Source organism: Marinobacterium jannaschii DSM 6295 (assembly GCF_000620085.1).
GTDB classification, from domain to species: domain Bacteria; phylum Pseudomonadota; class Gammaproteobacteria; order Pseudomonadales; family Balneatricaceae; genus Pontibacterium; species Pontibacterium jannaschii.
The window spans coordinates 17,689-44,495 of record NZ_JHVJ01000030.1; the positions used below are offsets into that span (position 1 = coordinate 17,689).

Here is a 26,807-nt window from a genome sequence, read left to right on the forward strand (position 1 = left end):
TTGCTGGGGAAATTCTATAGATAACTCTAAGCTAACTGCGAGCTAATTCAGCCGCTGGCTGATCTGCTCGATCAGCAGCTCGACACTGAGGGGCGGATTGCCCGCAAAGGTATGCAGTGCGTAGACCGGTACCGGCGATAACTGGAAACCGGGCAGCAGCTCAACCAGCAGTCCCTGTTGCAGGCTTTGTTGGAAAATAAAGTCCGGCAAGATACCAACACCGGCGCCGGACTCCAGCAGGGTGCGACAAAGTTGCAGCGAGTTGGCCCGGCTGCTGGGGCGGTAACTGAGGCAATGCTCCTCGCCCTCGGCATTCACCAGGCGGTGCTCAATCCGCGTGCCCTGCCAGGTATTTGCTACATAGGGCAGGGCTTCTGCGCCCCTCTCCTGTAATTGCGGTGCGACACAGAGCACATCGCGAAACTGGCCGATACGGCGCTGGCGCAACTGGCTGGAGGCGGAGCTGCCGACCCGGATCGCCAGGTCGATCTGTTGCTGCATCAGGTCTAAATGCGCATCGCTGGCGATCAGTTCCGGCCGCAGCGCCGGGTGCTGGGTAACCAGCTGGCCTACCAGTGGTGCGATCAGGGATGTCATCAGCGCATCGGGTGCGGTGAGTCGGATAGGTCCACCCACTGTCTTATGCTGGCTCTGAACTTCAGTCCAGGCTTCTTCGGCAATACGGTTCAGCTCACGACAGCGTTGATAGAATTGCTCTCCCGCAGCGGTCAGGTGCTGACGTCTTGTGGTGCGTTTCAGCAGCATCACACCTAACTCGGCTTCGAGGTTCTTCAGGTGCTGGCTGACCACCGATTTCGATAGTTCAAGCTGCCCGGCGGCGGCGCTGATCGAGCCTGCTTCCACCACCCTGGCAAACAGCGACATCTGGCGCAGCTGGTTCATGTTTGATTGTCCGCTTTATCTAAACACAGGTTTCTGATTGTACTGTTTTTCGTTGTTTTCAGCTGACTAGAATAGAAACCATCACTGATTAAGCGGAGACAATCATTATGGATTCACAAGTTCTGCAACCTTGTCAGGCTGGAATTGCTGCCTGGCAAGCGGCGTTTAACCGTCAGGATGCAGCGGGCTGTGCGGCGCAGTATGAGGCCGATGCTGAGATGCGCGCTAAACCCTTCGGGACTTTCAAGGGGCGTGAGGCGATTCAGGCGTTCTGGCAGCAGATTATCGATCAGGGCTTTAGCGATGTGCAGTACAGCGATGTCGATTGGCAGCCTGCGGGGGAGGATGGCTACTACCTGTCATCCCGCTGGACCATGAACAAGGCATTCGGCCTCGTACATCGCGAGCACTGGAAGATCCAGCCGGACGGCACCGCGTTGCTGCATGACGATGAGTTTGAAGTGCTGGGTGAGCGCTAGATCCTCTGGCAAGGATGACAGTGCCATCTGAGTTAGCCAGATGGCTTTGCTGTTTGCCTAGCTACTTTTTACCGCCTGCGGGCTTTCGGCAATCTGCTCCAGCAACCAGTCGCGGAAGGCGATCACTTTTGGCGTCATCTGACGATTGGGCAGCACCAGATAGTGGGAACCGCTGGACTCCAGGGTGAAGGGGTGGGCTTGTACCAACTTGCCGCTGGCCAGGACCGGTTCCAGGTGGAAGCTGCGGGTCAGCAACAGGCCGACATGGTTGCAGGCGGCCTCGATCGCCATGGTGCTGGTATCGCTCTCCAGCATAGGCTCGATATTGATATCCATAATGCCCTGTTTACGGAACCAGATCGGCCAGTTCTCGCGATCGCCGATGGTGCTGAGCAGCGGATATTGCAATAGCTGCAGCGGATCATCCGATACCGGATGAGCATCGAGAAACTCGGGGCTAGCCACCACCAGCCACTTCTCCTGGGTCAGGCGCTCGACCTTCATACCGCCCCAGTCCCCAAAGCCGTTGGAGATCTCCAGGTCGGCTTCCTCCACTTCATCCTGTGAAGGCCATACCGCAGACATCAGGCGGATACGAATACCGGGATTCTTATCGTAGAAGTCCTTCAGCCGAGGTGTCAGCCAGCGGTGGATAAAGCTGGTGCCGCACTTGATGGTGAGCAGGGCGCGGTGATCGGTGCCAAACAGTTCATTGGTACTGGTCAGCAGGCTGTTAAAGGCATCGGTCAGTACCGGCAGGTAGGCCCGCGCTGCATCGGTGAGTTCCAGTTTGCGCGGTTTGCGGTGGAACAGCTGGGTATCCAGGTATTCCTCCAGCAGCTTTACCTGCTGGCTGACAGCGCCCTGGGTGACATGCAGCTCTTCGGCGGCACGGGTCAGGCTGCGCAGGCGGGCGGAGGCTTCAAAGGCCTTCAGGGCGTTCAGGGGCGGCAGGGACTTGCGGCGGTTGCTCATAGGGCGATGTTTATTGTTAGATTTTTTAAGGAAAAGAGGTGGTCAGCTCTCAGGGCGACCGTTATTCATACCAGCCTATCTTTACGGAATTGTTGCGATAAGTCCGCTGATTTCTTATGCCAGGTAGTTTTTTAGCGCTTTAAGCCTGTGCCCGGGCGACAGAGCCCCGTCAATAGGGGAGCTAACTTATCCCTGAGAAAATCTCGGGAATTCAGGAAGAAATGCTCCATTTTTTTCCGCCTGGCACCTCCCCACAATGGCGTTATCTGAAGTGACAAACCTAACAGGTAACGAAGATGACAGCCTCAACCGACCAGCAGGTCCAGGCGCGCCAGCGCTGGATCTCTGTGCTGGCTAAAGCGGACAGCGAACAGTTGCAGCAGCTCTGGCAGCAGTGCCTGATGCAGCTGGGCGCCGCGCCGGACTACCAGTTTATCCGTAAGCCGGAATCAGGCCTGACCATGCTGCGCGGCCGTATCGGCGGCAGCGGCCAGCCCTTTAACCTGGGTGAGATGACCCTGACCCGCTGTGCCCTGCGACTTGAGAGTGGCACTCTGGGGGTGAGCTATATCCAGGGCCGCAATCATCAGCATGCCCTGCTGGCGGCACTGGCCGATGCCCTGCTGCAGCAGGACGAACATGATCTGATCCAGCGGCAGCTGATCACGCCATTGGCGAGTCAGCAGCGGGCCGATCGGGAGGCCCGTGACAGCGCCAGCGCCGACACTAAGGTCGACTTTTTCACACTGGTAAGGGGAGAGGACTGATGGCTGTTGTAAGTGACCAGCTGATCGCCGGGTTTAGTGATCCGGTACAGGATTCCCAGACCCTGTTCCGTACCCTGCTGAAAGCGATGAGTGAGCCGGGCCTGATCCGCCAGATCGAACAACCTGAGCGCGCCCCGGGCCCGCTGTCATTGGCGGGCTGGGCTGTGGCGCTGGGGATGCTGGATGCCGATACGCCCCTGTGGCTGAGCCGCTCGCTGATGCAGGACAGCACCCTGAGCAGCAACCTGCGTTTCCACTGCCAGTCACCGTTGACTGCGTGTGCGGCAGAAGCTGACTTTGCGCTGGCGCTGGCAGCAGAGCTGCCGGAACTGGCGAGCTTTAATCAGGGCTGTGCTGAATACCCGGATCGCTCTGCGACCCTGATTATTCAGGTGGAAGGGATCAGCGATGAGCCGGACTGGACTCTGACCGGCCCCGGAATCGAGTCCGAGCGTGGCCTGACTATCAGGGGCCTGCCCCAGGCGTTCACAGAACAGCTGATCGCCAGCCGACGTCGCTTCCCGCTGGGCGTGGATTGCATCTTTGTCTGCGCCGAGCAGCTGGTGGCCCTGCCCCGTTCAACCCAGATCCGCATCGGAGGTGCCTGAGCATGTATGTAGCTGTTAAAGGGGGCGAGAAGGCGATCGACAACGCCCATGCCCTGATGGCCAAGCGCCGTCGCGGCGATACTGGAATCGCCGAACTGAGTGTCGAACAGATCCGCCAGCAGTTGCCGCTGGCAGTGGACCGGGTGATGAACGAAGGCTCGGTCTATGATCCGCAATTGGCAGCCCTGGCGCTGAAACAGGCCAGCGGCGATGCCGTCGAGGCGATCTTCCTGCTGCGTGCCTATCGCACCACGCTGCCGCGTATTGGTTATTCCGAGCCGCTGGATACCGAGGCGATGCAGATCGAGCGTCGTGTCTCCGGCACCTTTAAGGACCTGCCGGGCGGCCAGATCCTGGGGCCGACCTATGACTACACCCACCGCCTGCTGGACTTCAGCCTGCTGGCCGATGCTCAGGCTGAGGGCGCAGAAGAGGCGGCTGAGTCTGCTGATTCCAAGCTCGCTGTTGAAGTCGAAGCCTGCCCAAGGGTGCTGGAGCTGCTGAACAAAGAGGGGCTGATCGAGAACTCGCGCCAGCCGGACGAAGCCGACCAGGTGCCGGGCGATCTGACCCGCCAGCCGATCAGCTATCCGGCCGACCGTGCCCTGCGCCTGCAAAACCTGGCGCGCGGCGACGAAGGCTTTCTGCTCTCCCTCAGCTACGCCAGCATGCGTGGCTACGGCGACAGCCATCCCTTTGCCGGTGAGATGCGCTGTGGTCGGGTGACGGTAGAGCTGGTGCCGGAAGAGCTGGGTTTCCCGATTGAGGTAGGCGAAGTACAGCTGACCGAGTGTGAAATGGTTAACCAGTTCCACGGCAGCAAAGAGCAGCCGCCGCAGTTTACCCGAGGTTATGGCCTGGTGTTTGGGTACAGCGAGCGCAAAGCGATGAGCATGGCGTTGATCGACCGCTCCCTGCGTTGCGAGGAGCTGGGCGAGCAGGTGCTCTACCCGAACCAGGACCAGGAGTTTGTGCTCTCCCACAGCGACTGTGTTTCCGCCAACGGCTTTGTTTCCCATCTGAAACTGCCGCACTACGTCGACTTCCAGTCTGAACTGGAGATGATCCGTCGCCTGCGCAGTGAAAGCGTCGAGGTACAGAGTGGTGACAATGCAACCGAACAGCCGGAGGCAGAGGCATGAGCCAGACTGAAGGTTATAACTTCGCTTACCTGGATGAGCAGACCAAGCGTATGATCCGCCGCGCCATCCTCAAGGGGGTGGCAATCCCCGGCTATCAGGTGCCTTTTGGTGGCCGTGAGATGCCGCTGCCGCATGGTTGGGGTACCGGTGGTATGCAGGTGACTGCTTCGGTGATCGGTGCCGACGACCGCCTTAAAGTGATCGATCAGGGCGCCGACGATACCACCAATGCGGTCAGTATCCGCCGTTTCTTCGCCCGTACCGCCGGTGTCGAGACCACCGAGCGTACCGTTGAGGCAAGCCTGATCCAGACCCGGCACCGAATCCCGGAGACGCCGCTCAGCAACGATCAGATCATCATCTACCAGGTGCCGGTGTCCGAACCGCTGCGTTTTATCGAGCCGCGCGAGACCGAGACCCGCAAGATGCACGCCCTGCGGGAGTATGGCGCGATGCAAGTGAAGCTGTATGAAGATGTGGCCCGCTTCGGCCATATCGCCACCAGCTATGACTACCCGGTGCTGGTGAACGACCGCTACATGATGTCGCCGTCGCCGATCCCGAAATTCGACAACCCGAAGATGGACCGGATGCCGGCACTGCAGCTGTTTGGCGCCGGTTTCGAGAAGCGGATCTATGCGGTACCCCCTTACACCTCGGTGAAGAGTCTCGACTTTGATGATCATCCGTTTGAGGTGCAGCAGTGGCAGGAGAGCTGTGCCATCTGCGGCAGTGATCACAGTTTCCTCGATGAGGTGATCACCGATGATAACGGCAGCAAGATCTACGTCTGCTCCGATACCGACTACTGCGCCGGGCGCGTCGCTGCCTCTGAGGAGCCACAGCAATGAATGAAGTACAGAGCTGGCAGGATATCGAGCCCCTGCTAAGCGTGCGAAACCTGACCAAGTTCTACAGCCCGGGCAAGGGCTGCGGCGATGTCAGTTTTGATCTCTATCCGGGTGAAGTACTGGGGATCGTCGGCGAGTCCGGCTCCGGCAAGTCGACCCTGCTGAACAGCCTCTCCAACCGCCTGCGTCCGGACAGCGGTGAAATTCTCTATAACAGTGAGCAGTTTGGCGAGCTGAATCTCTACGCGGCGGAGGAGTCGGAGCGGCGCATTTTGATGCGCTCTGAATGGGGCATTGTGCACCAGCACGCCCGTGACGGCCTGCGGATGAATGTCAGTGCCGGGGCAAATATCGGCGAGCGCCTGATGGCGGTCGGCGAGCGGCACTACGGTGATATCCGCCAGCGGGCGCTGCAGTGGCTGGAAGCGGTGGAGATCGAGGCTGGTCGTATCGATGATAAGCCGAGCCAGTTTTCCGGCGGTATGCAGCAGCGGCTGCAGATCGCCCGCAACCTGGTGACCCATCCACGGCTGATCTTTATGGATGAGCCCACCGGCGGGCTGGATGTCTCGGTGCAGGCGCGTCTGCTCGACCTGCTGCGCAACCTGGTGGCCAACCTGGGGCTGTCGGTGATTATTGTTACCCACGACCTGGCGGTGGCGCGTCTGCTGGCGCACCGCCTGATGGTGATGCGCCGTGGTGAGGTGGTCGAGAGCGGCCTGACCGACCAGGTGCTGGACGACCCACAGCACCCGTACACCCAGTTGCTGGTTTCCTCCATTTTGCAGAATTGATGAGCTTTACGGACCCGCTATTACCGCGACGCTTTGCTTGCGGGGCCCTGTTATTGGGATTCGCAAGCTCATCCCAACCTACGGTCGCATCTGTAGGTTGGGAAGCGGAGTGTAGCGACAAATCCCAACATGAATTTTTCCCGCTCTTCTTGCGAAAGGGAATAGCGCGGGCCGTAAACAACAGGTATCAGACCGATGACAACCATGATCGAAGTTAAAGGGGTGGAGAAGCAGTTCACCCTGCACAACCAGGGCGGCGCCAGTTTTGATGTGCTCAAGGGCAATGACCTCAGCGTGACTGCCGGGGAGTGCGTGGTACTGCACGGTCAGTCCGGCGCCGGTAAAAGTACCCTGCTGAAGGCGCTGTATGCCAACTACAAGGTCAACAATGGCAGCATAAGCCTGCGCGATGGCGAGGAGCTGGTGGATATCACCACTGCGCTGCCACGGCGCATTATCGCCCTGCGCGAGCGCACTCTGGGTTATGTCTCCCAGTTCCTGCGGGTGATTCCGCGGGTGCCTACCTTGCAGGTGGTGATGCAGCCGCTGCTGGACCTGGGCGAAGAGGAAGCGGTTTGCGAGGCCAAGGCGAAAGAGCTGCTGAGCCGCCTCAATGTGCCGCAGCGACTCTGGACGCTGGCGCCTTCGACCTTCTCCGGCGGTGAGCAGCAGCGCGTCAATATCGCCCGTGGCTTTATCGTTGATTACCCGATCCTGTTGCTGGATGAGCCGACTGCCTCGCTGGATGCCGCCAACCGCCGGGTGGTGGTAGAGCTGATTGATGAGGCTAAGCAGCGAGGCGCGGCGATTGTCGGCATCTTCCATGATGAGGATGTACGCGAGGCGGTCGCTGACCGGCTGGTCGACCTGCGGGCCCTGTAACGGATATGAGTAACTGGCAGCCTGAAACGTGGGCTGCCTAATCTGAGCAAAGACAATGCAAGAACAGATTCTGAGTAACGCGCAGTTGATCCTGCGTGATGAAGTTAAGACCGGCACCCTGCTGGTTCGTGGCGGTAAGATCGCCGATATCAGCTTTGGCAACAGCAACCTGTCCCAGGCGGAAGACCTGCAGGGCGACTACCTGCTGCCGGGCCTGGTGGAGCTGCACACCGATAACCAGGAGAAGTACTTCACGCCACGGCCGAAGGTGGACTGGCCGGCGCATCTGGCGATGGCGACCCACGATGCCCAGCTGGCATCTTCCGGTATCACCACCTCGTTTGACTCGGTGGCGCTGGGCGATATCGCCGGTGACAGCACCCGGGTAGAGAAACTGGATAGCATGATTGCCAGTATCGTGGCTTCGGAGCAGGCGGGTCTGAACCGGATTAACCACCTGCTGCATCTGCGCTGTGAGGTGACCTTTCCGAAGATGATGGCGTTCTTCGAGCGCTATATCGGTAATGAGATGGTGAAACTGGTATCGGTGATGGATCACGCGCCGGGCCAGCGCCAGTTCCCGCCGGAGAATCTCGGCAAGTACCGGGACTATTATCAGGGTAAGTACGGTTTCAGCGACCAGCAGATGGATCGGTTTATAGTCGAGCAAAAGGCCAATGCCGCCAAATACAGCGACAAGTACCGCCGCCAGCTCTGCGAGATCTGCAATGAGCGTGGTATCGCTCTGGCCAGCCATGATGATGCCACCTTGGAACATGCTGAGGAGTCGGCTGCCCTGGGAATGCAGGTGGCGGAGTTTCCGACCACTGTCGCGGCGGCGCAGGCCTCCCATGAGCTGGGCTTGAAGGTGCTGATGGGAGCGCCGAACATTATCCGTGGCGGTTCCCACTCCGGCAACGTAGCGGCGAAGGAGCTGGCGGAGCTGGGTTGCCTGGATATTCTCTCGTCCGACTACTATCCATCGGGCCTGCTACCGGCGGCGTTCAAGGTGGCTGAGCTGGATAACGGTTATGACCTGGCGGCCGCGGTGGCGCTGGTGACGGCAAATCCGGCGTTGGCGGCCAACCTGTTTGATCGTGGCGAGCTGAAAACCGGCCTGCGCGCCGACCTGGTTCAGGTCCATAAGCATGAACTGATGCCGATGATCCGCCGGGTCTGGAATCTGGGCCAGCGGGTCTTTTAAGGAGAGCAATATGACCGGTACCCTGTTCTATCTGGTGGGCGCCTCCGGCGCTGGCAAGGACTCCTTGCTGGAAGGGGTACGCCAGCGCCTGCGCCCGGAGCATTACTGCTATGTAGCACACCGTTATATCACCCGACCGGCTGCTGCCGGGGGGGGAGAACCATGTGGCCCTGAGCGAAGTGGAGTTTAGCGAACGCCTGAAACACGACTCCTTTGCCATGCACTGGCACAGTAACGGCCTGAGCTACGGTATCGGTAGTGAGATGGACCTGTGGCTGGAGCGGGGGATCAATGTGCTGGTCAACGGTTCACGTGGCTGGTTGCCCGAGGCGCTGGACCAGTATGAGAATCTGGTGCCAGTCTGGGTGCGGGTTGAACCCGGGATGTTACGCCAGCGGCTGGAAGCGCGTGGCCGCGAGGATCAGCAGGCGATTGAAGCCCGCCTGGCGCGTAATGCCGAACTGGAGCAGGCGATGCCGCCGGGCACCCTGTTTGTGGATAACTCCGGCTCGCTGGAGCAGGGGGTGATGCAGTTGCTGGATATCGTCGCCGAGCAGGGCTGGCGCCAGCCAGTGACTAATAAAGGCTGAAACCGGCAGGGGCGAAACGGCCGGGACAGGAAAAGCAAAAAACCGCTGCAGCGAAGAAGCTGGAGCGGTTTTTTTGTAGCCGCAAACGAAGCTGCTTAGTGCAGGGCGTTGGGCTTGGCCAGAGTAAAGGGGGTAATCGGCGCGGTAAAGGTCTGACCGTCGTCAGCCTTCATCTGGTACTGCCCCTGCATGCTGCCGACGCTGGTCGCCAGCACGGTGCCGCTGGTATAGCTGTAGCTTTCGTCCGGCGCGATCACCGGTTGCTCACCCACCACACCTTCGCCTTCGACCTCCTGTACCTGCTCGTTGCCATCAACGATCATCCAGCGGCGGTTAAGCAGCTGCACCGGCTGCTCATTCCGGTTGGTGATGGTGATATGGTAGGAGAACACGAACCGCTTGCTCTCAGGGTCAGATTGATCTGGCAGGTATGCCGTCTCAACAGCGATATCAACGTTGTTACCCAAGGTCAGGTCATCCATAAAGTGAATTAGTCTTGTTCAGGTGATACGGCTTTGTCAGTCAGGTAGTCACTGATTCTGACAAACTCTTCCAGCGTCAGGCGTTCAGGACGCAGGCCCGGATCGATACCAAGCTGCTCCAGCGCTTCTGCACCCAGCAACGGTTTGAGGTTGTTACGCAGGGTCTTACGGCGCTGGCCGAAGGCTGTGCGCACCACCAGATCCAGCTGCTTCACATCCTTGGCTTCGTGCGGCAGCGTTTTATAAGGTGTCAGGCGGATAATCGCGGAGTCGACCTTCGGACGCGGGTCAAAGGCTTCCGGCGGTACGATAAACAGCGGTTCCACGGCACAGTAATACTGCGTCATGATACCGAGGCGGCCGTAGTTGTTTTCGCCCGCGCCTGCAGCCATCCGGTCGACCACCTCTTTCTGCAGCATAAAGTGCATATCGAGGATATCCCCGGCATGGCTCAGCAGGTGAAAGATCAGCTGGGTGGAGATGTTGTAGGGCAGGTTGCCGACCACGCGCAGCGGCGTACCATGCTCCTGGCTCAGGGCATGGAAATCGAACTTCATCGCGTCTTCTTCAAAGATACGGAACTTATCGCCGTAGCTGAAGAACTTGGTGCGCAGGATCGGTGGCAGATCGCGGTCCAGCTCGATAGCATCCAGAGCGCCGGCATCACCAAGAATTTCTTCGGTCAGCGCGCCCAGCCCCGGGCCGATCTCAACCATATGGTCTTTTTCAGACGGCGCAATACTGCGCACGATACGGCGGATAATGGCCGGATCCTGCAGGAAGTTCTGCCCGAAGCGTTTCCGGGCTTTATGCATAGCGGGTTTTTTACTCATCGATTCTTTTTCAGTGGGCCTGGTGACGGTGATGCGACATCTCGGCGGCGTAGTCGATTGCGGTCAGCAGACTGCCATGGTCAGCCTTTCCGGTACCGGCCAGGTCAAGGGCGGTGCCGTGGTCGACTGAGGTGCGGATGATCGGCATGCCAAGGGTGATATTCACCGCCCGGCCAAAGCCTTTGTATTTTAGGACCGGCAGACCCTGATCGTGATACATCGCCATCACGGCGTCAGCGTCGGCCAGATATTTTTCGGTAAACAGGGTATCGGCAGGTAGCGGGCCGATAAGGTTGATGCCCTGGTTACGCAGTTGTTCCAGTACGGGTTCGATTACCTCGATCTCCTCCCGCCCCATATGTCCGCCTTCTCCGGCGTGCGGGTTGAGTCCGGCAACCAGAATGCGCGGTGCGGCAATGCCAAAATCCTGTTGCAGGTCCCGGTGCAGCACACTCAGTACCTGTTCCAGCAGCGGTGCGGTAATTGCACCCGGCACGGCACTCAGTGGCAGATGGGTCGTTGCCAGGGCAACGCGCAGCCCTTCAGTGGCCAGCATCATAACAACCTTCTGGCTGCCGGTCAGCTGTTCGAGGAATTCGGTATGGCCGCTGAACGGGATACCGGCATCGTTGATAACGCCCTTATGCACTGGTGCCGTGACGATGGCATCGAAGGTACCGTCGAGGCATCCCTGGGTAGCCGTGCGCAGGGTTTCCAGCACATAGGCGGCGTTGCGGCTGTCCAGGGTACCGGCAACGCATTCCTGTTCCATCCGTACCGGCAGCACAGTCAGGCTGCGTGGCAGGGTCGGGCGTGGTGTCGATTCGGGATCAAATTGTTCCAGATTGATCTCGAGATTCAGCTGAGCGGCACGCTGGCGCAGCAGATCAGGATCTGCCACCACCACCAGTTCGTGGGCATGTCCCCGCTGGGCAATCTGGATACAGAGATCGGGCCCGATGCCGGAGGGTTCTCCGGCGGTAATTGCCAGTCGTTGTACGCTCACTCGGAATCTCCTTTTACTTGATCTCAACGTAGGCCTGGGAACGTAACTCCCGCAGCCAGCTGTTCAGTTCTTCATTGAACCTGCGTTTACGGATGCTCGCCCGGGCACGGTTTTCCTGCACGGTCTTACCGATATCCTCAGTACGGATATCACGTACGGTCAGCAGGTGCCAGCCAAAGCGTGACTTGAATGGGCGTGAGATATTCCCCTTGCGGGTTTCATACATCACTTTTTCAAATTCGGGGACCATCTGACCGGCCTGAACCCACTCCAGATCACCGCCTTCTGAACCGCTGGCCGCATCGTCAGAGAACTGACGGGCCAGAGTGGCGAAATCCTCGCCATCCTGCAGGCGGCGATAGATCTCTTCTGCCTTGCGCTTGCTCTGGGCGTCGTTACGGATTTCGGTGGCTTTTAACAGGATATGGCTGACCAGGCGCTGCTCGACCAGTTTGACGCTGCCGCCGCGCTTATCGTTCAGTTTCAGCAGGTAAAAGCCGTTTGGTGTTTTGATCGGCTGGCTGAAGTCACCGGTTTTCAGGTTCTCCGCATTGCTGGCCAGCAACGACGGCAGTTCAGAACCTTTACGCCAGCCCAGGTCACCGCCCTGCAGGGCGTTCGGAGCATTGGAGTTGGCGATCGCCAACTCTGCAAAATCCTGCCCCGCTTTCAGCTGGCTGTAGAGCTGATCGGCTTTCTCTGCGGTCTTCTGAATGATTTCCGGTGAAGCCTGCTCGGGCAGGGACAGCAGGATAATGCTGAGCCAGTAATCACTGCTGGCGCCACCGTTTTTCTTTTCTGCGTCGAGGAAGTTCTGCAGTTCCTGGTCGGAGATGCGGATGCGACGGTTGATATTGGCCTGCTGCACCTGGGAGAGCAGGATTTCACGACGGATCTGCTCCCGGGCCTGGTCGTAGTCCCGGCCTTCGGCGATCAGCTCGCTGCGGAACTGGGCCAGTGACATACCGTTTTTCCGGGCGATATTGCTCATCGCCGCATCCAGCTGGCGCTCGGATACCCGGATACCCTGACGCTTCGCCAGTTGTAACTGGATATTGTCGACCACCAGCCGGTCCATCACCTGCTTGCGCAGTATCTCCTGGGCTGGCATACGGGTGTTACCGGCCCGCAGGCGTTCGACCACCAGGCTGAGGCGGCTTTCCAGTTCGGATTCAAGAATGGCGTCATCGTTTACAATGGCGACAATACGATCCAGCTGAACGACGTCTGCCATGACAGAGACGGAGCAGGTGGTGGCGGCCAGAGAAAGGGCCAGCATACCGCCTAGTTTAGAAAGGGTCTTGTTCATCACGTTCTTCAAATCCGTAGATATCGTTCAGGAATTCATCGTTACTGCTGCGCAGTGAACCCAGGCCTTTCAGCAGGAAGCGCAGGAAGATGCCGTTATCATACTCGGAGGCATCAGTCAGCCAGCGGCGGGTGGTGAATCGGATCGCCCAGCAGCAGCTCTCGTATTCGACGCCCAGTGCCGTATCCAGGTTCTCTGAGTCTTCCAGATCATATTGCCAGCGTCCCATAGCCGTCCAGTGGTTGTTGATCGGCCAGATGGCGGAGGTATCAAACTGGTTACGGACCTTGTCTTCGAAACGGTAGCTGAAATCGATGCGGTGGTTGAGGTCTCCGGTATAGCGTACCCGGAAGTTACTCTTCTCTGCCTTGAGGTTTTCGTGGGCAAAGATGTTTTCCAGCGTCAGGCGCCACTTCGAATTGAGGTACCAGTTGGCACTCTGGGCTACATCAGACTGACCGTCGGTTTCCACTGCTGCGCCGTCGATAGTGACGTCGCGGTCATCAAAGTAATAGGCCTGGCCGATACTGAAGTTAAACCATTCGAACCCCCGTTCCTCATACAGGCGGGTGGTTATCCCCAGCGACAGCTGCTGGGCGTCACCGATACGGTCGCGGCCACTGAAACGGTTGGTCTGGAACAGGGTGCTGTAGTTGAAGTCACGCCGGGCCGTATCGAAATCCGGCGCATCGCTCTGATCTTCATCCTTAACGTAAAGGCCAAACAGTCTGGGCTCCAGTGTCTGAATCCCGCCGGATGCAGTATCCCGCTCGAATACCAGGCCACTGTCAAAGCTCAGGACCGGCACCGCATAGTTTGGAGTCTCATCCAGTCCGGTGGTCTGATTATCCAGACTGTACTGGGTCAGCCAGGCTTCCGCTTTGGGTTCCAGAAATCCCCAGGCCTGTCGCATCGGCACCGAGATAGCCGGGTGGTAATGGACTCGGCTGCCGACAATCCGGTCGGTTCCGGTCAGGCCGGAAATGTCGCGGTCAAATGAGACGATCTCCACCAACTGGTTGAATTCTGTGGTTTCATCAATCGTCTCGCTGTTGAACAGTACCTGAGGCAGGCGGCGGTACGGCGTGAGACTGTTATCGATGGTCTGGTAGGTATGCAGCCGTGTTGTCAGGGACCAGTTGTCCTTGCGATAGACCATCTCGGCTTTCTTATCGAGGTGGGACTGCCGGCTGATCTCCAGATCGGTGGTCAGGTCATCGAAGTAGTCATCATCACTGACCGCTGTCAGGTCGACGCTGGTGGTCAGTCCTGGTGCCAGGGTGGCATTGTGCGTCAGGGCACCGAGCCAGCGATCGTCACCGAATGCTTCGTCGTTGGCCAGGTAAGCGGCGCTGAAACGGGCTTTTTGCCAAGGACCGAGATAGCGGAACTCATTCTCAAACATCAGTCCACGCTTGCTGATATGACGTGGCGTCAGGGTATCATCGTAGTTCGGTGCCAGGTTGATATAGTAGGGCAGCGCTATATCCAGACCGTTGTCGTTGGTGTAGCTGATGCTTGGGTAGAGGAAACCACTGCGGCGACGGTCATCGATTGGAAACGACAGGTAGGGGGCATAGAGGATCGGTACCGGCCCGACCTTAAGCACCGCATCTTCGGCTGTGCCGACCCCTTCGATCTGGTCCAGAGTGATTCGGTCGGAGTGCAGGGTCCAGTCGCTGTTTCCCGGCGGACAAAAAGTATAGAGGCCTTCGTCCAGCATCAGTCGCTCTGTGGTGGCATCGCGGTAGATCCGCTCGGCCATGCCGCGCAGGTGGGCACGATGCAATACAAACTGGGCATCGTTGAATTCACTCTGCTCGGTGTCCATCTCCAGCGTGGCATTATCACTCACCAGCAGCACGCCCGGTTCGCGGTATTCAACCTGTTGCAGGAATACCGCCGTGTTATTGCGCTGGTCCAGTCGGGCAGAGCGGGCGGACAACTGTTTATTCAGATGCCTGAGGCTCACTCCGTCACTGAGGTTGCTGACTGAGCCCAGTTCGGTGGAGGATTGACCGGCTTCCAGGTAGACCGGTTGTTCCGGATCGCTGCTTTCCGGGATCGGTGCCAGAGCGGGTTCGGCATAGTAGCCACGGCAGACGTTTCCGGCCTGATGGACCGGGTTATTAACCCAGTCCATCGGGTGAAAGACCGGGCCCCGGGATAGCGGCGCATTAATAATAGCCTGTTGACTAAGTGGCTGTCCCGCACTGGCACCCGCTGTCGTTGTCTGGTCAGCTGCAACACTGGCACAGTCCCACTCGCCCGAAGGCGTCGCTTTACACTGCCAGTTTCCGGCAGCCGTTGCGGATTGAGTCAGTGGAATCTGGGAAACTATCAGGGTGCCAAGCAACCATAGGGGGCTCTTGCATGAGCGTTTGTTCAGGGACATTCAGTTAGTCCATTTCCGGCGAATTCTGCCTGAGCAGTTTTGCGCCGAACTCCTGTCGAGTAACATAGTGGGTCAAACCAAGAATGATAATGCTTCAATGGGTTATGTGCTAGGGGATCGACCTGAATGGATCCAAGAGAAAGTCAGCTGAGCGGCTGGCTTGGGCAGATTTTGCCCGGAGTTGTGAATGTGTCGCCCGACTGGTCGGTCAAGGGACTGGGTGGTGATGCCAGTGTGCGCCGATATTTCCGCGTGGCCGATGGTGAACGCAGCTGGATTGCGGTGGACTCACCGCCGCAGCTGGTGCCCTGTGAGCCATTTATAGCCATCGCCGACAGCCTGCAACGGCAGGGTATCCGGGTGCCGGAGGTTATTGCCGCCGCGGCTGAACAGGGGTTGATGTTGCTGGAAGACCTGGGTGACAGCCTGTTACTGGATCAGCTGAATCCGCAGACGGCCACGGGACACTATCGCGATGCCATCGATCTGCTGTTAAAGCTGCAGGCATGTGATGCGCCACAGGAGCATCTCCTGCCGGATTATGATGGCGCTTTTCTGCAGCGAGAACTGGACCTGATGCCCGAATGGTTTCTGGCAGCCCTGTTGGGGCTGGAGATCGATCCGTCGGAACAAAAGATGCTGGACGCTGTCTCTGGACTGCTGCTGAATTCGGCACTGGAACAACCGCAGGTGTTGGTTCATCGTGATTACCACAGTCGCAACCTGATGCTCAGCCATGAACAGCTGGTGATGATCGATTTTCAGGATGCCGTCCATGGCCCGCTCAGCTACGACCTGGTCTCGCTGTTGCGGGATTGCTATATCCGCTGGCCGCAGCAGGATGTTGAAAACTGGTGTCTCTACTATCTGAACCAGCTGGACAGGGCGGATATCACCGCACAGCAGTTTATGCGCTGGTTTGACCTGATGGGAATGCAGCGCCATATCAAGTGTCTGGGTATCTTCGCCCGACTGAAATTGCGCGATGGCAAACAGGGCTACCTGAAGGATATCCCGCTGGTACTGGCCTATATACAGCAGGTTGCCGGGCAATACGAGGCGCTGACGGAGTTTAATCAATGGCTCGAGTGCAGAGTTAAGCCTGCTATGCAGCGCAGTGGCTACTTTACCCAGGCACAGCTTCAGCTGGCGGACGGGAATACCGGATGAAAGCAATGATTCTGGCCGCCGGTGAAGGACGGCGGATGCGCCCCCTGACCCTGTCAAAGCCCAAGCCATTGTTGCCGGTCGCGGGGAAACCGCTGATCGAATACCACCTGCAGCGGCTGCAGCAGGCCGGTTTCCGTGAGCTGGTGGTCAATCATGCCTGGCTGGGTGAGCAACTGGTTAGCTTTTTGGCTGATAGCCGCCGGGAAGGGCTGAAGATAAGCTTGTCTGCTGAAACGCAGGCGTTGGAGACCGCCGGTGGTATCTGTAAGGCATTACCGCTGCTGGCGGACGCCGGCGAGAGCTTTGTTGTTGTGAATGGCGATGTATTCACCAACTATCCCTTTACGCAGCTACGTCCCCTGCCCGCAGGTAAGCTCGCCCACCTGATTCTGGTGGAAAACCCGGCGCATAACCCACAGGGCGACTTTAATCTGTCGGCCGGGATGCTGAATGATAACAGTGGGCCGCGTTACACGTTCAGCGGTATCAGCGTGCTGTCGCCGCAGCTGTTTGCCGGTCTCAATGCGGGTGAGCCTGCTGCACTGGGACCCCTGTTACGCCGGGCGATCGCCGCCGGACAGGTTAGCGGTGAATACTTTGATGGCTTCTGGACCGATGTGGGTACGCCGCAGCGGCTGGCAGAAGTAGAACAGATGGTTTTGGAGAACAGAATAGATGGCGTTTGACGCAGAAAATATCGGTCGTGAGCTGGGAGAGAGCGTAAAGCGTCACTCCACAGCGATTGTGGTAGGCAGTCTGATCGGTTTGGCGAGCGGAGGTATCTGGGGGCTGTTCTTCGGCGGACTGATCGGTTTCTGGATCTCCCGCGGCCTGAAACGGGCAGTACAGAAATACAATCCCCAGGAATCCTTTTTTCGCGCGACGTTTGCCGTGATGGGCAAACTGGCTAAGGCCGATGGCCGGGTTACTGAAGATGAGATCGCCTTTGCCCGCGGAGTGATGGACCAGATGCGGCTGGATGAAGAGCGCCGCCGTTCGGCGATCGAGCTGTTCAACCGTGGCAAAGAGGATGACTTCGATATCGCAGAAGTGCTGCGACCGCTGGCGGCTTTCCTGCGCTATCGGCCGAATGTGCGGGTGATCTTTGTTGAGATCCAGCTACAGGCGGCGATGGCGGATGGTTCGGTGAGCGAAAATGAGCTGAAGATCATCCAACAGGTTTGCCTGCAGTTGCAGATGACTCAGCAGGAGATTATGGCACTGGTGGCGCGCATGCAGGCACAGCAGTCTTTCCACCATCAGGGTGGCTTTGGCAGTGCCGAGAGCGCCGCAATGCTGCTGAAGGATGCTTATGGCACTCTGGGCGTCAGTGAGGACGCATCTGACGCGGAAGTGAAGAAAGCCTATCGTCGTCTGATGAGTCAGCATCATCCGGATAAGCTGGTCTCTAAGGGCCTGCCGGAAGATATGATCGAGCTGGCTAAGGAGAAGGCGCAGGAGATTCAGGCCGCTTATGAACGGATCAAGACAGCGCGCAAAGTAAGCTGACCGATTCGGTCTGATTGTGGTACGCCCCTTAGACGCCGGGAGACCCGCCCGGCGGTGCTTCTGTCGGAGGCGACTCCGGCGTATCAACCTCCTGCAGGGCTCTGACGTTCTTCTCATCTGCTTCAACTATATAGCGCTGTAGCATCCCTTTTACGTGCCTGACCAGCCAGCGCTCCTGCTGTTTCCAGTTGAAGGCCGCCGCAGGCATACGGCGCTGGCGATAGTTCTCCTGATTGAGGTGACGTGCTTGACGCATGCGTTGTTCCGGCCCGCCTTCAAGATAGAACGCCTGCGGTCGGCTGCCATGATAGAGGTCCAGTGTCGTGCCTTTGATATCAGCCAGCAGGCTCATCAGATTGGGGGCTCCGGGGAATTCCGGCTGACGGGCATTCATCATCACCAGGCGAACGTCCTGGCTGGCCTGATGTTCCTGTACATATTTAGCGGCCCAGGTTGCGCCGGTACCCACTCCCAGCACAATAATCCGGTTGTGGCCGCGGCTGCGCATCATCTCGTAGGCGGCACCGGCATAACGCTGGATCACCGCATCATAAGGTTCGGCCGGCTCTTCCGGTTCGGCATCCGGTGATTCCTGAGCCGGAGCCGGGTCACCGGCGCTGCTGTTGTTGTCCGATTCGTTGCCCGCTCCTGTCTCGCTGGGAGAGGCTTCTGCGCTCTGATCGCTGCTGGTTTCGTCTTCTGTCGTGGCCGCAGCTTCATCACCGGCTTGATCTTCCGATGCCGGCTCTGTGGGCGGAGTCAGACTGACCAGTGTGGGCAGGGTTCGCTCCGGTACCGGCATCCGTGGCGGGCGGGGCATATAGAGCGCAAGGGTATACCAGCCCGCATCGGCAAGACCCTGTCGTAGCGGGTTGATCGCGGCGGGCCACTCAGGATGGGCATCCTGATCAGGAAACAGAATAACGCCACCCAGATGACGGCCTTTACCCTCAGCAAGGTAGAGTGACATCACCTGTTCTTTACCACTGTCGAGCCAGACAATTTCTGACCCCGGGCTGTGCAGGCGCACTAGGTCGGCGATAGTATTCTGGTCGGGGTTAGCGGGAATTCTGGGAGGCAGCGGCTCGACCGGCGCATCTGCCGCGTCTCCGGCCTGCTGAGCGCCGGACTCGGTGTCAGTGCTGGCCTCCGCTGGCGTTTCTTCGTCAGCGGCCAGTACGGGTTGGCCCAGGAGCAACAGCAGACTGAGCAGGCAGGTACGGAGTTTCATCTGATCAATTATCAACAACCTTCGCGAACTCAGCAAGAAAGCATTTGCTGCCCCTATGTGCCGAAGCGCAGCCTCAGGTACAATAGCCGCCATTAAAATCAGGCACGCGGAGCCTGAATACCCAATCTCCGGCGACAGGACGTCAGCCACTGATTCAATGACAAGAGAAGATCATGTCCGACTTCAAAATTGCTCCTTCGATTCTTTCTGCTAATTTTGCCCGTCTGGGAGAAGAGGTGGATAACGTGCTGGCGGCTGGTGCCGACTATGTCCATTTCGATGTGATGGATAACCATTACGTGCCTAACCTGACCATCGGGCCTATGGTGTGCAAGGCGCTGCGTAAGCACGGTATTACGGCTCCGATTGATGTGCACCTGATGGTCAAGCCGGTTGATCGTATCATCGGTGACTTTATTGAAGCAGGTGCTTCTATTATCACCTTCCACCCGGAAGGTTCCGAACATATCGATCGCTCCTTGCAGATGATCCGGGACGGTGGCTGTAAGTCCGGTCTGGTGTTTAACCCGGCGACACCGCTGAGTCATCTGGAATATGTCATGGACAAGGTGGATATGGTGCTGCTGATGTCGGTGAACCCGGGCTTTGGCGGTCAGAAGTTTATTCCGGGCACGCTGGATAAACTGCGTCAGGCGCGCAAGATGATCGACGACAGCGGCTACGATATTCGTCTGGAGATTGACGGCGGTGTGGGTATCCAGAATATCCGCGAAATCGCCGAAGCGGGTGCAGATACCTTTGTTGCCGGTTCCGCCATCTTCAATACCGAAGACTATAAAGCCACTATCGATGCCATGCGCGCTGAACTGGCACAGGCCGCTAAGTGATGATGCAGCGCCTGTTTAACGGTCGTGATCCGGCGCTGGTGCTGTTCGATCTGGACGGTACCCTGGTCGACAGTGTGCCGGACCTGGCCCGGGCGATCGATCGCATGTTACAGGCGCTGGGACAGGCGCCTGCCGGAATCGAGCGGGTCCGCCACTGGGTCGGTAATGGTGCCCAGGTGCTGGTTAAGCGGGCACTGGCCGGACAGCATGATGTGGGTGATATTGAGCTGCCGGCAGCACTGTTTGAGCGCGGTTATGCCCTGTTTCTGGACTACTACGGCGAAGCGACCGCGGATCAGAGTGAACTCTATCCCGGCGTTATCGAGTGTCTGGATGGCCTGAAAGCACGCGGTATTACGATGGCGGTAGTGACCAATAAGCCGATCGCCTTTACCCGTACCATGTTGGACGGCTTTGGCCTGACGCCATACTTTGCGGTGGTATTGGGTGGCGACAGCCTGCCTACCCGCAAGCCTGATCCGCAGATGCTGCTGGCGGCGATGGCGGAATGCGGCGCTACAGCGGCGCAGTCGCTGATGGTGGGGGATTCGCTGAACGATGTCGGAGCTGGTCGCAATGCCGGTTGTGCCGTGGCCTGTGTGCCTTACGGCTACAATCATGGCCAGCCGATCGCGGACGCCAGGCCTGACCTGATTGTTGAGCGGCTCGATCAGTTACTCTGACTGCTCGATCTTAAACAGGGTTCGCCGGGCGCTGTTGGTAACTGCCAGCACGCCGGGATGGCGGATCCTGCGCTCCAGTGAGATGGCATAGAAACGCTCCGGAATCGCCTCCACCCGTGCCAGCGTTTTAACGTTGTATTGCCGCTCGATCTGCGCTTCCAGTAGCGCCGGGCCGCAGAATATCCCCTTACCCGCCATACCGAAAGTGCCCAGCAGGGCATGATCGACACACTCCACCACGATCTCCGGACTGAGTCCCTGACTGTCGAACCACTTGCGCAGGCTGGCACCGATAATGGTATCGCTGGTGGGCATCAGCATCGGTGCGCCCTCCAGCGAGCGGGGGAAGCCCGGTTGATAGCGCTCGACCAGCTCTGCACTGGCAAACAGCGACATCGGGCAGTCGCCCAGCAGGTGGTTATAGGCCTTGACGTTAAAGCCCGCATCCACCGGTCGGTCTGTCAGCACCATATCTACTTTATGCGCCGCCAGGTCGGCTAGCAGGGTTTCCATACTGCCCTCCCGACACTCCAGGTGTACCGCTTCATCCAGCTCCAGCGCCGGTTCCAGCAGGTGGTAGGAGATCAGTTTTGGCAGCACATCGGCGATGCCTACACTGAAGCGTCGCAGCGACTGGGCCGGGTTTTTCAGTTGTTCCTGCAACGCCTCACCCATAGAGAAGATCTGTTCGGCATAGGCCTGGGCATGACGTCCGGCATCGGTCAGTCTCAGGCCGCGGCCGGCGCGCTCGAACAACTCAACCCCCAGCTGATCCTCCAGCAACTTCAGCTGGCCTGAAATCGTCTGGGGTGTCAGGTTCAGAGTTTCACTGGCCTGGGCAATCGACCCGGCCTGGGCGACGGCAAGAAAATAGCGCAGGTGTTTGAAGTTGAGCTGGTGAAGCATAGTTCGTAAAAATCTTATTAAATTTGCATTAAATACGAATTTTATTGTTGGTTGGTGTGACTATACTGAAAACCAGTTGTAAGGGAACAGTTTATTTCACCCTCAATGAATAAACGGTTTCTTCTAAGGTCTCCCTCAAAAGACGGTCTTCTGCAAAGACTAAAAACTTAGCAGGCTCTAATCACAATGCTATTTGCCCGCCCCGACCTTGTCGGGGTTTTTTTTTGCCCGAAATTCGGCGGCAGGACTTTTAGCCGAGCTAACGCGGCCAGCGCAGGTGGTGTTCGTCAATACTGAACGGGTGGCTGTGGCGGACCGCTTCATGATCGTGCGGGTGGGAGTGAGGCTCCGGGCCTTCCCAGCCTTCGTGACTGTGCTGGTGGTGGTCATCGCCATGACTGTGCAGATGCTGGTGCCTGAGTGGATCATGGCTGTGCTCCAGAGTCAGTGAGTCAGTCGTGGGCCAGCTGCGCCAGGCGTAGCCGGTGGCCAGCAGGCTCAGCAGCGCCAGTAGCAGGAACAGGGACCCCAGTGAGAGGCTGCCCACCAGACCCGCCAGTGGGTAGGCGATCAGCCAGCAGCCATGGGACAGGGCGAAGTTGGCGGCGAAGTAGGCATTGCGATCCTGCGGCTGGCAAGAGAGCCGGATCACCCGGCCGGTGGGAACCAGGATCAGCGCGTTGGTGATGCCGAGCAGGAACCAGAGCGTCAGCAGTGCGGGCCAGCTGTCGACCAGCAGGCCGCTGAACAGCGCCAGTGAGCTGATCAGTGCCCCACTGAGTAATACCGGACGGTCCCTGGTGACATTCAGCAGTGAGGGGATCAGCAATGCAGCCAGCATCGCACCGCAGCCATAGGTTGCCATGGCAAAGGCGACGTCTGCTTCAGTCATGCCAAACTGCTCGCGCACGAAGACCACGGTGTTGACCAGCACCATCGCGCCGGCCAGCGAGACTACAAGGTGTAAGCCGAGCACCGCACGCAGGCGCGGCGTCTTCAGGTAGGCACGGCAGCCAAACAGGGTGTTGTAGAGAAAGCCCTGTTGTCGCTCCACCGGGCGGTTGCCCGGCAACTGCATCAGCAGAATCACGCAGGCAGCGATCAGGAAGGCCAGGCTGTTGAGGTTAAACAGGGTGCTGTAGTGGCTAAAGCCCAGTAGCAGCGCAGCCAGCAGCGGGCTGGCCAGATTCTCCAGCTCCATCGCCAGGCGGGAGAGGGAAAGGGCGCGGGTATATTCCTCGTCATCCGGCAATATATCCGGCAACATCGCCTGAAACACCGGCGTATAGGCTGCGGCGCAGGCATTGAGGGCAAAGATTAACAGCAGCAGTTGCCACAGCTGGTCGACCCAGGGCAGCGGCAGCAGGATCAGGGCGCGAAGCAGGTTCAGGCTGCTCAGTAGTGGCCTGGCCGGACGGCCTTCGGTCAGGGCGCTGGCGATCGGTGCCACCAGCAGGTAGGCCACCATCTTGATCGTCAGGGCGAGTCCCAGTACCAGACCGGCAGAGTCAGGATTCATTTCATAGGCCAGCAGTGCCAGGGCGATGCTGGTCAGGCCGGTGCCCAGCAGTGAGATCAGTTGTGAGGCAAACAGGCCGCTGAAGCGGCGGTTAGCCAGCGGCGACAGCAGGGCGGGCATTTTCACAGGATCTCTCCTCCAGCAGTTTACCCGCTTCCAACCGGATATGGCGGTTACAGATCTGGCTGAGGAAGTCAGGCTCATGCGAGATGATAATCATCGCCTGGGGCAAGGTTTGCAGGGTATCGATCAGGCGCTGGCGGGCCTTCTGGTCGAGGGCATTGGAGGGCTCGTCCAGCAGCAGGACCTCCGGCTCCATCGCCAGTACCGCCGCCAGTGTCACCATCCGCTTTTCGCCGCCAGAGAGCTGGTGGGTGATGCGCTCTTCAAAGCCGGACATGCCCAGCCGGGTTAAAGTGTCACGGGCGATCTGCATCGCCTGTTCACGGCTCTTGCCCAGGTTAAGCGGTCCGAAAGCAACATCTTCCAGTACCGTGGGACAGAACAGCTGATCGTCCGGGTCCTGAAACAACAGGCCGATGCGGGCGCGCATCGGCACGAAGTCACTTTCCTGTTCGCAGCACTGGCCAAAGGCGATCACCTCGCCCTGTTGCTTTTTCAGCAGGCCGGTCAGGAGATGGAACAGGGTGGTCTTGCCGGCCCCGTTATCGCCGGTCAGGGCGATCTTTTCCCCTCGCTGTAACCGGAAGTTGGCTTGGTCGAGCACCTTGCCGCGACGGGGGTAGGCGTAGCTGAGGTTTTTCAGTTCGATCAGGGGGCTTTGCATCAGGTTATCCACCATTGGAGAGCAGGAGCGGGCTGTTGAGTTCCAGTCCGGCAATAATCGCCAGAATCGCTGTCGCCAGCAAACAGCAGAAGCTGTCCTGCCTGCGCCAGTGAATCTCATCCAGCAGGTAGAGCTGGCCCTTAAAGCCGCGGCACTTCATTGCCATCATTATGCGTTCTGAGCGCTCCAGCGAGCGTACCAGCAACATCCCGAACAGGTAGCCGAAGGTGCGCCAGGTATGCAGGTCGCTGCGGGCGACAAAGCTGCGGGCGCGCATCGCCATACGCATGCGTTTGTACTCGCGGTTGATTACGTCCAGGTAGCGTACGGTAAACAGCATCAGGTGCACCAGCTTCTCGGGAACCTTCAGCCGGGCCAGCGCGTGTCCCAGGGTGCTGGCATCCATGGTGCCGACCAGCGTCAGCAACATCAGGATCACCGCATTGGCCTTGAGGATAATCACCAGGGCCTGGTGCAGGCCCTGCCAGCTGGCACTCAGGCCTGCCAGTGTCAGAAAGCTGTCGCCGGGTACGCTGAAGGGGAGCAGGATCAGCAGGAAGATCATAAACAGGTCCATCGCCAGCACCCGGCGCAGGGTGCGTTTGCGATCGACCCGGGCGATCATCGCGGTAACCAGCGAGACCAGCAGGGCAGAGATCAGTGCCGGATAGTGCTGGCAGCTGACCACCAGCAGCGCAAACAGAAACGTCAGTACCGCTCGCAGGCGGGGGTCCAGCCGGTCTATCGCACTGCTGGGGTGTTTCAGTTGCTGGCCCTTCCAGCTGACGGTACTGTGTTCGAGAAACTTAGGCACTGCTTAATTCCGCTGTTGTGAGGCAATGGTCAGCTTCTTCTCCTTCTGCCGTGTTGCCACCCAGGCACCGACGCCGAAAAGGCCGAAGATATAGCCAATGCCGCCTAGTATATCCTGAAACTGACGTTTCTCTTTCAGTGCGCTGATCTCTTTGCGCAGTGGCTTGATCTGACGCGCCACCGCCTGGCGGATCTCTTCGCTTAAACCCGCTGCTGCAATCCCGGAAGCGGCACCCGCCTGCACTGCTGCAGTGATTGCCGCTTTATCAGCTGTCATGCCGCTGGAGCCGGGCAGGCCCGATAGCTCGTCGGCAGGCAGCATGAAGTCGGCGATATGCCCGGCACTGAGATCGGCGAAGAAGTGATGATCGGCCGCGACCTCAGCCTGCCAGCTGAAGAACCCCTCGTCGTCGATCACGGCCTCGCCGACCTTCTGACCTCCAACCGATACCTGAACCAGGGTGCCTGCCTTGGCCATATCGCCGTTGGAGAAGCCGATCTCGCCCTCAATCAAGTGACCGTTGCCGTAGGCGGATGCCAGTACCTTGTGCGCCAGTGCATTAGCGGACAGCAGGCTGCTGGCAATAATCAGGCAGCCGACAAGCTGTTGTGGTCTGCTCATGCCCGGTCTCCGCTAACGCCGAGGATCTCCGGTTTTACTTTGCTCAGCAGCAACACGGTGGCGCCGGTGAGGAAGCCTTCCAGCAGCATTACCGGGATATGGGAGGCAAATGCCAGCTTGGCTGCGGTGATAAAGCCTTCGCCGGACAGCGCCAGGGAGGCGCCAACCAGCAATGCGGTAAAGGCGATCGCCAGGGCACCGGCGGCCGCACCCCATAATGCAGCGACCTTAGGATTGAGATGGCGCACGCCGTGGCCGCATATCAGATAGACCAACAACGCGGGCAGGGCGATATTAAAGGTGTTGACCCCCAGCACCAGCAGGCCGCCGAAGCCGAAGAACACCGCCTGTAGCAGCAGGGCGATCAGCAGGGCCGGGAAAGCCGCCCAGCCCAGCGCAATACCGATCAGGCCATTCAGTATCAGGTGGACACTGGAGAAACCGACCGGCACATGCACCAGCGAGGCGATAAAGAATACCGCACTGAGGATGCCTGTCTGGGGCAAGCGATCCATATCCATCTTTTTCAGCCCAATAGCCACACCTGCAGCACTCAGCAGCGCGCCGGCGATAACCACTTCATTGGCGAGGGCGCCATCAACAATATGCATAGTGGGGTCCTGATATCAGGGGGTCAGGGATTTGGCTTCGATCCAGAGTACCGCATCCTGAGATAGCTCTTTACCCTTATGTTCCTTGTCCGGACCGACACCCAGTGCGGCAAAGCCCCAGATCCCGGCGACGGGAACGCCAAAGGTGAAGGTGCCGTTGGCATCGGCACGGATACTCAGGGTTTCATAGAGGCCGCTGGGATAGTTGTAGGTTGCTTTATCGTCGAAGCGATTAGCCTGCATATCCGGCTTATAGTTGATCAGCTCCACCTCGATTTCGGCAAAGGGAACCGGCTTGCCTTCACTCTTTACTACCCCGGAGAAGGTACCACCTGCGTAGACAGCATAAGGTGCCTGCAGCGGCACAATCTCAGCCTTCAGGCCCAGCTCATTTTCCCAGTCAGTCGGCAGGCCGCCGACATTAATAATGGTCTTGGTGATCTGCTGGATATAGGCGTCTTCTGATACTTCCAGGTAAGGTTCAGGGGTCAGCAGGTAAACATAGTCGCCCATACCGCGAAGCTTGGCCAGGGCCTGCCAGGCCGCGGCCTGTTCTTCACCACCGGACCAGCCGATCGGCTCCAGCTTGCTGCTCAGGTCCTTCTCTTTACCTTTATGGATCAGTTTCAGTGACTGTGGCCTGGCCATATCCATCACGCCGCCGTTGCTGCCAGGATGGGCAAATGGCATTTTCAGGGTCAGGCTTTTGCCTCTCTCCAGCGCCAGTTCGGGGGTGTAGATCAGCTGGAAATGGGCCTGAGCTGACAAGCTGCTCAGCGCCAGTATAGCGCCTGCTAGTAGTGCTTTTTTCAAGGGAACCTCTCAAACATTAGAAATTGAGAAGGAGGACACAGGGCAGGGGTAGATCTGGAGATCAGATACGACAAG

Annotated in this window: 30 protein-coding genes; 15 read left to right on the forward strand and 15 right to left on the reverse strand. The window is 58.7% G+C overall.

The features are described 5' to 3' along the window. Nucleotides 1-42: 42 nt before the first annotated feature. The gene (locus tag Q354_RS0113780) at nt 43-903 is read right to left on the reverse strand and encodes a LysR family transcriptional regulator (RefSeq protein WP_027858118.1); all 861 of its coding nucleotides are present in this window, start codon (nt 901-903) and stop codon (nt 43-45) included. 107 nt (nt 904-1,010) lie between these two features. Between Q354_RS0113780 and Q354_RS0113785 the strand changes: the two genes are divergently transcribed. Next, the gene (locus tag Q354_RS0113785) at nt 1,011-1,382 is read left to right on the forward strand and encodes a YybH family protein (RefSeq protein WP_027858119.1); all 372 of its coding nucleotides are present in this window, start codon (nt 1,011-1,013) and stop codon (nt 1,380-1,382) included. A 57-nt stretch (nt 1,383-1,439) separates the two neighbouring features. Here Q354_RS0113785 and Q354_RS0113790 read toward each other — a convergent pair whose 3' ends face one another. Then, on the reverse strand, nt 1,440-2,357 hold the full coding sequence (locus Q354_RS0113790) for a LysR substrate-binding domain-containing protein (RefSeq protein ID WP_027858120.1): 918 nt from the start codon (nt 2,355-2,357) through the stop codon (nt 1,440-1,442). Nucleotides 2,358-2,653: 296 nt separating this feature from the next. Here Q354_RS0113790 and phnG point away from each other — a divergent pair, with 296 nt between their 5' ends. The 9 genes from phnG to Q354_RS25795 all read left to right on the forward strand — a co-directional run bounded on the left by phnG (nt 2,654) and on the right by Q354_RS25795 (nt 9,195). Beyond that, nucleotides 2,654-3,124, forward strand: coding sequence for a phosphonate C-P lyase system protein PhnG (gene phnG, locus Q354_RS0113795; RefSeq protein WP_027858121.1), 471 nt, complete (start codon nt 2,654-2,656; stop codon nt 3,122-3,124). After that, nucleotides 3,124-3,732 carry a phosphonate C-P lyase system protein PhnH gene (gene phnH / locus Q354_RS0113800; RefSeq protein WP_027858122.1) on the forward strand — a complete coding sequence of 203 codons (609 nt, stop codon included), beginning with the start codon at nt 3,124-3,126 and terminating at the stop codon, nt 3,730-3,732. The genes phnG and phnH overlap by 1 nt, the downstream gene beginning before the upstream one ends. 2 nt (nt 3,733-3,734) lie before the next feature. Next, nucleotides 3,735-4,874, forward strand: a complete 1,140-nt coding sequence (locus tag Q354_RS0113805) for a carbon-phosphorus lyase complex subunit PhnI (protein WP_027858123.1) — start codon at nt 3,735-3,737, stop codon at nt 4,872-4,874. Next, nucleotides 4,871-5,725: an alpha-D-ribose 1-methylphosphonate 5-phosphate C-P-lyase PhnJ gene (locus Q354_RS0113810; protein WP_027858124.1), complete on the forward strand. Its 855-nt coding sequence runs from the start codon at nt 4,871-4,873 to the stop codon at nt 5,723-5,725. The genes Q354_RS0113805 and Q354_RS0113810 overlap by 4 nt, the downstream gene beginning before the upstream one ends. Beyond that, nucleotides 5,722-6,519, forward strand: a complete 798-nt coding sequence (gene phnK, locus Q354_RS0113815) for a phosphonate C-P lyase system protein PhnK (RefSeq protein WP_027858125.1) — start codon at nt 5,722-5,724, stop codon at nt 6,517-6,519. Before Q354_RS0113810 ends, phnK begins: the two co-directional genes overlap by 4 nt. Nucleotides 6,520-6,714: 195 nt before the next feature. Then, nucleotides 6,715-7,401 (forward strand): phosphonate C-P lyase system protein PhnL, encoded by a 687-nt coding sequence (gene phnL / locus Q354_RS0113820; protein WP_027858126.1) that lies wholly within the window; start codon nt 6,715-6,717, stop codon nt 7,399-7,401. A 55-nt stretch (nt 7,402-7,456) separates the two neighbouring features. Then, nucleotides 7,457-8,605, forward strand: coding sequence for an alpha-D-ribose 1-methylphosphonate 5-triphosphate diphosphatase (locus Q354_RS0113825; protein WP_027858127.1), 1,149 nt, complete (start codon nt 7,457-7,459; stop codon nt 8,603-8,605). 10 nt (nt 8,606-8,615) lie between these two features. Beyond that, a complete protein-coding gene (locus Q354_RS28735; RefSeq protein WP_245601050.1) occupies nt 8,616-8,795 on the forward strand; it encodes a nucleoside/nucleotide kinase family protein in 180 nt (59 codons plus the stop codon). After that, nucleotides 8,770-9,195 (forward strand): hypothetical protein, encoded by a 426-nt coding sequence (locus Q354_RS25795; protein ID WP_245601051.1) that lies wholly within the window; start codon nt 8,770-8,772, stop codon nt 9,193-9,195. Before Q354_RS28735 ends, Q354_RS25795 begins: the two co-directional genes overlap by 26 nt. Nucleotides 9,196-9,290: 95 nt before the next feature. Here Q354_RS25795 and apaG read toward each other — a convergent pair whose 3' ends face one another. The 5 genes from apaG to Q354_RS0113855 are packed head-to-tail and all read right to left on the reverse strand — an operon-like array spanning nt 9,291 to nt 15,220. Then, entirely contained in the window at nt 9,291-9,677 is a 387-nt protein-coding gene (gene apaG / locus Q354_RS0113835; RefSeq protein WP_036229868.1) for a Co2+/Mg2+ efflux protein ApaG, read from the reverse strand. Between the two features lie 8 nt (nt 9,678-9,685). Beyond that, complete coding sequence (gene rsmA / locus Q354_RS0113840) at nt 9,686-10,510, reverse strand: 16S rRNA (adenine(1518)-N(6)/adenine(1519)-N(6))-dimethyltransferase RsmA (RefSeq protein WP_027858129.1); 825 nt, start codon at nt 10,508-10,510, stop codon at nt 9,686-9,688. A 10-nt stretch (nt 10,511-10,520) separates the two neighbouring features. Then, the gene (gene pdxA, locus Q354_RS0113845) at nt 10,521-11,516 is read right to left on the reverse strand and encodes a 4-hydroxythreonine-4-phosphate dehydrogenase PdxA (protein WP_027858130.1); all 996 of its coding nucleotides are present in this window, start codon (nt 11,514-11,516) and stop codon (nt 10,521-10,523) included. Between the two features lie 13 nt (nt 11,517-11,529). Beyond that, nucleotides 11,530-12,825 (reverse strand): peptidylprolyl isomerase, encoded by a 1,296-nt coding sequence (locus Q354_RS0113850; protein WP_036229871.1) that lies wholly within the window; start codon nt 12,823-12,825, stop codon nt 11,530-11,532. Continuing rightward, nucleotides 12,806-15,220 (reverse strand): LPS-assembly protein LptD, encoded by a 2,415-nt coding sequence (locus Q354_RS0113855; RefSeq protein ID WP_027858132.1) that lies wholly within the window; start codon nt 15,218-15,220, stop codon nt 12,806-12,808. Before Q354_RS0113855 ends, Q354_RS0113850 begins: the two co-directional genes overlap by 20 nt. Before the next feature lie 126 nt (nt 15,221-15,346). On the opposite strand from Q354_RS0113855, the gene Q354_RS0113860 reads away from it, so the two are divergent. The 3 genes from Q354_RS0113860 to djlA are packed head-to-tail and all read left to right on the forward strand — an operon-like array spanning nt 15,347 to nt 17,899. Then, nucleotides 15,347-16,390, forward strand: coding sequence for an aminoglycoside phosphotransferase family protein (locus Q354_RS0113860; protein WP_027858133.1), 1,044 nt, complete (start codon nt 15,347-15,349; stop codon nt 16,388-16,390). Further along, on the forward strand, nt 16,387-17,076 hold the full coding sequence (gene murU / locus Q354_RS0113865) for an N-acetylmuramate alpha-1-phosphate uridylyltransferase MurU (RefSeq protein WP_027858134.1): 690 nt from the start codon (nt 16,387-16,389) through the stop codon (nt 17,074-17,076). Before Q354_RS0113860 ends, murU begins: the two co-directional genes overlap by 4 nt. Further along, nucleotides 17,066-17,899 (forward strand): co-chaperone DjlA, encoded by an 834-nt coding sequence (djlA, locus tag Q354_RS0113870; RefSeq protein WP_027858135.1) that lies wholly within the window; start codon nt 17,066-17,068, stop codon nt 17,897-17,899. The genes murU and djlA overlap by 11 nt, the downstream gene beginning before the upstream one ends. Before the next feature lie 28 nt (nt 17,900-17,927). Here the strand turns inward: djlA and Q354_RS0113875 are convergent, their stop codons facing one another. Next, nucleotides 17,928-19,130 carry a DUF3530 family protein gene (locus tag Q354_RS0113875; RefSeq protein WP_027858136.1) on the reverse strand — a complete coding sequence of 401 codons (1,203 nt, stop codon included), beginning with the start codon at nt 19,128-19,130 and terminating at the stop codon, nt 17,928-17,930. Nucleotides 19,131-19,303: 173 nt separating this feature from the next. Between Q354_RS0113875 and rpe the strand changes: the two genes are divergently transcribed. Beyond that, on the forward strand, nt 19,304-19,978 hold the full coding sequence (rpe, locus tag Q354_RS0113880; protein WP_027858137.1) for a ribulose-phosphate 3-epimerase: 675 nt from the start codon (nt 19,304-19,306) through the stop codon (nt 19,976-19,978). Then, the gene (locus tag Q354_RS0113885) at nt 19,978-20,661 is read left to right on the forward strand and encodes a phosphoglycolate phosphatase (RefSeq protein WP_027858138.1); all 684 of its coding nucleotides are present in this window, start codon (nt 19,978-19,980) and stop codon (nt 20,659-20,661) included. Before rpe ends, Q354_RS0113885 begins: the two co-directional genes overlap by 1 nt. Here the strand turns inward: Q354_RS0113885 and nhaR are convergent. From nhaR to Q354_RS0113920, 7 genes are all read right to left on the reverse strand, one after another. After that, nucleotides 20,653-21,567: a transcriptional activator NhaR gene (gene nhaR / locus Q354_RS0113890; RefSeq protein ID WP_036229874.1), complete on the reverse strand. Its 915-nt coding sequence runs from the start codon at nt 21,565-21,567 to the stop codon at nt 20,653-20,655. The two genes, Q354_RS0113885 and nhaR, sit on opposite strands and share 9 nt — an antisense overlap. 259 nt (nt 21,568-21,826) lie before the next feature. Next, entirely contained in the window at nt 21,827-23,206 is a 1,380-nt protein-coding gene (locus Q354_RS0113895) for an MFS transporter (RefSeq protein WP_245601053.1), read from the reverse strand. Further along, nucleotides 23,178-23,873: an energy-coupling factor ABC transporter ATP-binding protein gene (locus tag Q354_RS0113900; RefSeq protein WP_027858141.1), complete on the reverse strand. Its 696-nt coding sequence runs from the start codon at nt 23,871-23,873 to the stop codon at nt 23,178-23,180. The genes Q354_RS0113895 and Q354_RS0113900 overlap by 29 nt, the downstream gene beginning before the upstream one ends. Nucleotides 23,874-23,877: 4 nt before the next feature. Beyond that, nucleotides 23,878-24,687: a cobalt ECF transporter T component CbiQ gene (gene cbiQ / locus Q354_RS0113905; RefSeq protein ID WP_051560139.1), complete on the reverse strand. Its 810-nt coding sequence runs from the start codon at nt 24,685-24,687 to the stop codon at nt 23,878-23,880. A gap of 3 nt (nt 24,688-24,690) precedes the next feature. Further along, entirely contained in the window at nt 24,691-25,308 is a 618-nt protein-coding gene (locus tag Q354_RS0113910; RefSeq protein WP_027858143.1) for a hypothetical protein, read from the reverse strand. Further along, nucleotides 25,305-25,919, reverse strand: a complete 615-nt coding sequence (cbiM, locus tag Q354_RS0113915) for a cobalt transporter CbiM (RefSeq protein ID WP_027858144.1) — start codon at nt 25,917-25,919, stop codon at nt 25,305-25,307. The genes Q354_RS0113910 and cbiM overlap by 4 nt, the downstream gene beginning before the upstream one ends. Before the next feature lie 15 nt (nt 25,920-25,934). Further along, entirely contained in the window at nt 25,935-26,732 is a 798-nt protein-coding gene (locus Q354_RS0113920) for a DUF4198 domain-containing protein (RefSeq protein WP_027858145.1), read from the reverse strand. Nucleotides 26,733-26,807 lie beyond the last annotated feature (75 nt).

Excerpts from the sequence above, each read along its gene's own strand:
- Q354_RS0113825 (WP_027858127.1), top strand. The coding sequence starts at position 7,457 with ATGCAAGAACAGATTCTGAGTAACGCGCAGTTGATCCTGCGTGATGAA.
- cbiM (WP_027858144.1), bottom strand. The coding sequence starts at position 25,919 with ATGCATATTGTTGATGGCGCCCTCGCCAATGAAGTGGTTATCGCCGGC.
- Q354_RS0113875 (WP_027858136.1), bottom strand. The coding sequence starts at position 19,130 with ATGAAACTCCGTACCTGCCTGCTCAGTCTGCTGTTGCTCCTGGGCCAA.
- apaG (WP_036229868.1), bottom strand. The coding sequence starts at position 9,677 with ATGGATGACCTGACCTTGGGTAACAACGTTGATATCGCTGTTGAGACG.
- rpe (WP_027858137.1), top strand. The coding sequence starts at position 19,304 with ATGTCCGACTTCAAAATTGCTCCTTCGATTCTTTCTGCTAATTTTGCC.
- Q354_RS0113850 (WP_036229871.1), bottom strand. The coding sequence starts at position 12,825 with ATGAACAAGACCCTTTCTAAACTAGGCGGTATGCTGGCCCTTTCTCTG.
- Q354_RS0113900 (WP_027858141.1), bottom strand. The coding sequence starts at position 23,873 with ATGCAAAGCCCCCTGATCGAACTGAAAAACCTCAGCTACGCCTACCCC.
- rsmA (WP_027858129.1), bottom strand. The coding sequence starts at position 10,510 with ATGAGTAAAAAACCCGCTATGCATAAAGCCCGGAAACGCTTCGGGCAG.
- Q354_RS28735 (WP_245601050.1), top strand. The coding sequence starts at position 8,616 with ATGACCGGTACCCTGTTCTATCTGGTGGGCGCCTCCGGCGCTGGCAAG.
- phnH (WP_027858122.1), top strand. The coding sequence starts at position 3,124 with ATGGCTGTTGTAAGTGACCAGCTGATCGCCGGGTTTAGTGATCCGGTA.
- Q354_RS0113785 (WP_027858119.1), top strand. The coding sequence starts at position 1,011 with ATGGATTCACAAGTTCTGCAACCTTGTCAGGCTGGAATTGCTGCCTGG.
- Q354_RS0113860 (WP_027858133.1), top strand. The coding sequence starts at position 15,347 with ATGGATCCAAGAGAAAGTCAGCTGAGCGGCTGGCTTGGGCAGATTTTG.
- Q354_RS0113790 (WP_027858120.1), bottom strand. The coding sequence starts at position 2,357 with ATGAGCAACCGCCGCAAGTCCCTGCCGCCCCTGAACGCCCTGAAGGCC.
- phnL (WP_027858126.1), top strand. The coding sequence starts at position 6,715 with ATGACAACCATGATCGAAGTTAAAGGGGTGGAGAAGCAGTTCACCCTG.
- phnG (WP_027858121.1), top strand. The coding sequence starts at position 2,654 with ATGACAGCCTCAACCGACCAGCAGGTCCAGGCGCGCCAGCGCTGGATC.
- djlA (WP_027858135.1), top strand. The coding sequence starts at position 17,066 with ATGGCGTTTGACGCAGAAAATATCGGTCGTGAGCTGGGAGAGAGCGTA.
- Q354_RS0113910 (WP_027858143.1), bottom strand. The coding sequence starts at position 25,308 with ATGAGCAGACCACAACAGCTTGTCGGCTGCCTGATTATTGCCAGCAGC.
- murU (WP_027858134.1), top strand. The coding sequence starts at position 16,387 with ATGAAAGCAATGATTCTGGCCGCCGGTGAAGGACGGCGGATGCGCCCC.
- Q354_RS0113780 (WP_027858118.1), bottom strand. The coding sequence starts at position 903 with ATGAACCAGCTGCGCCAGATGTCGCTGTTTGCCAGGGTGGTGGAAGCA.
- nhaR (WP_036229874.1), bottom strand. The coding sequence starts at position 21,567 with ATGCTTCACCAGCTCAACTTCAAACACCTGCGCTATTTTCTTGCCGTC.
- Q354_RS0113895 (WP_245601053.1), bottom strand. The coding sequence starts at position 23,206 with ATGCCCGCCCTGCTGTCGCCGCTGGCTAACCGCCGCTTCAGCGGCCTG.
- Q354_RS0113855 (WP_027858132.1), bottom strand. The coding sequence starts at position 15,220 with ATGTCCCTGAACAAACGCTCATGCAAGAGCCCCCTATGGTTGCTTGGC.
- phnK (WP_027858125.1), top strand. The coding sequence starts at position 5,722 with ATGAATGAAGTACAGAGCTGGCAGGATATCGAGCCCCTGCTAAGCGTG.
- Q354_RS0113810 (WP_027858124.1), top strand. The coding sequence starts at position 4,871 with ATGAGCCAGACTGAAGGTTATAACTTCGCTTACCTGGATGAGCAGACC.
- Q354_RS0113805 (WP_027858123.1), top strand. The coding sequence starts at position 3,735 with ATGTATGTAGCTGTTAAAGGGGGCGAGAAGGCGATCGACAACGCCCAT.
- Q354_RS0113885 (WP_027858138.1), top strand. The coding sequence starts at position 19,978 with ATGATGCAGCGCCTGTTTAACGGTCGTGATCCGGCGCTGGTGCTGTTC.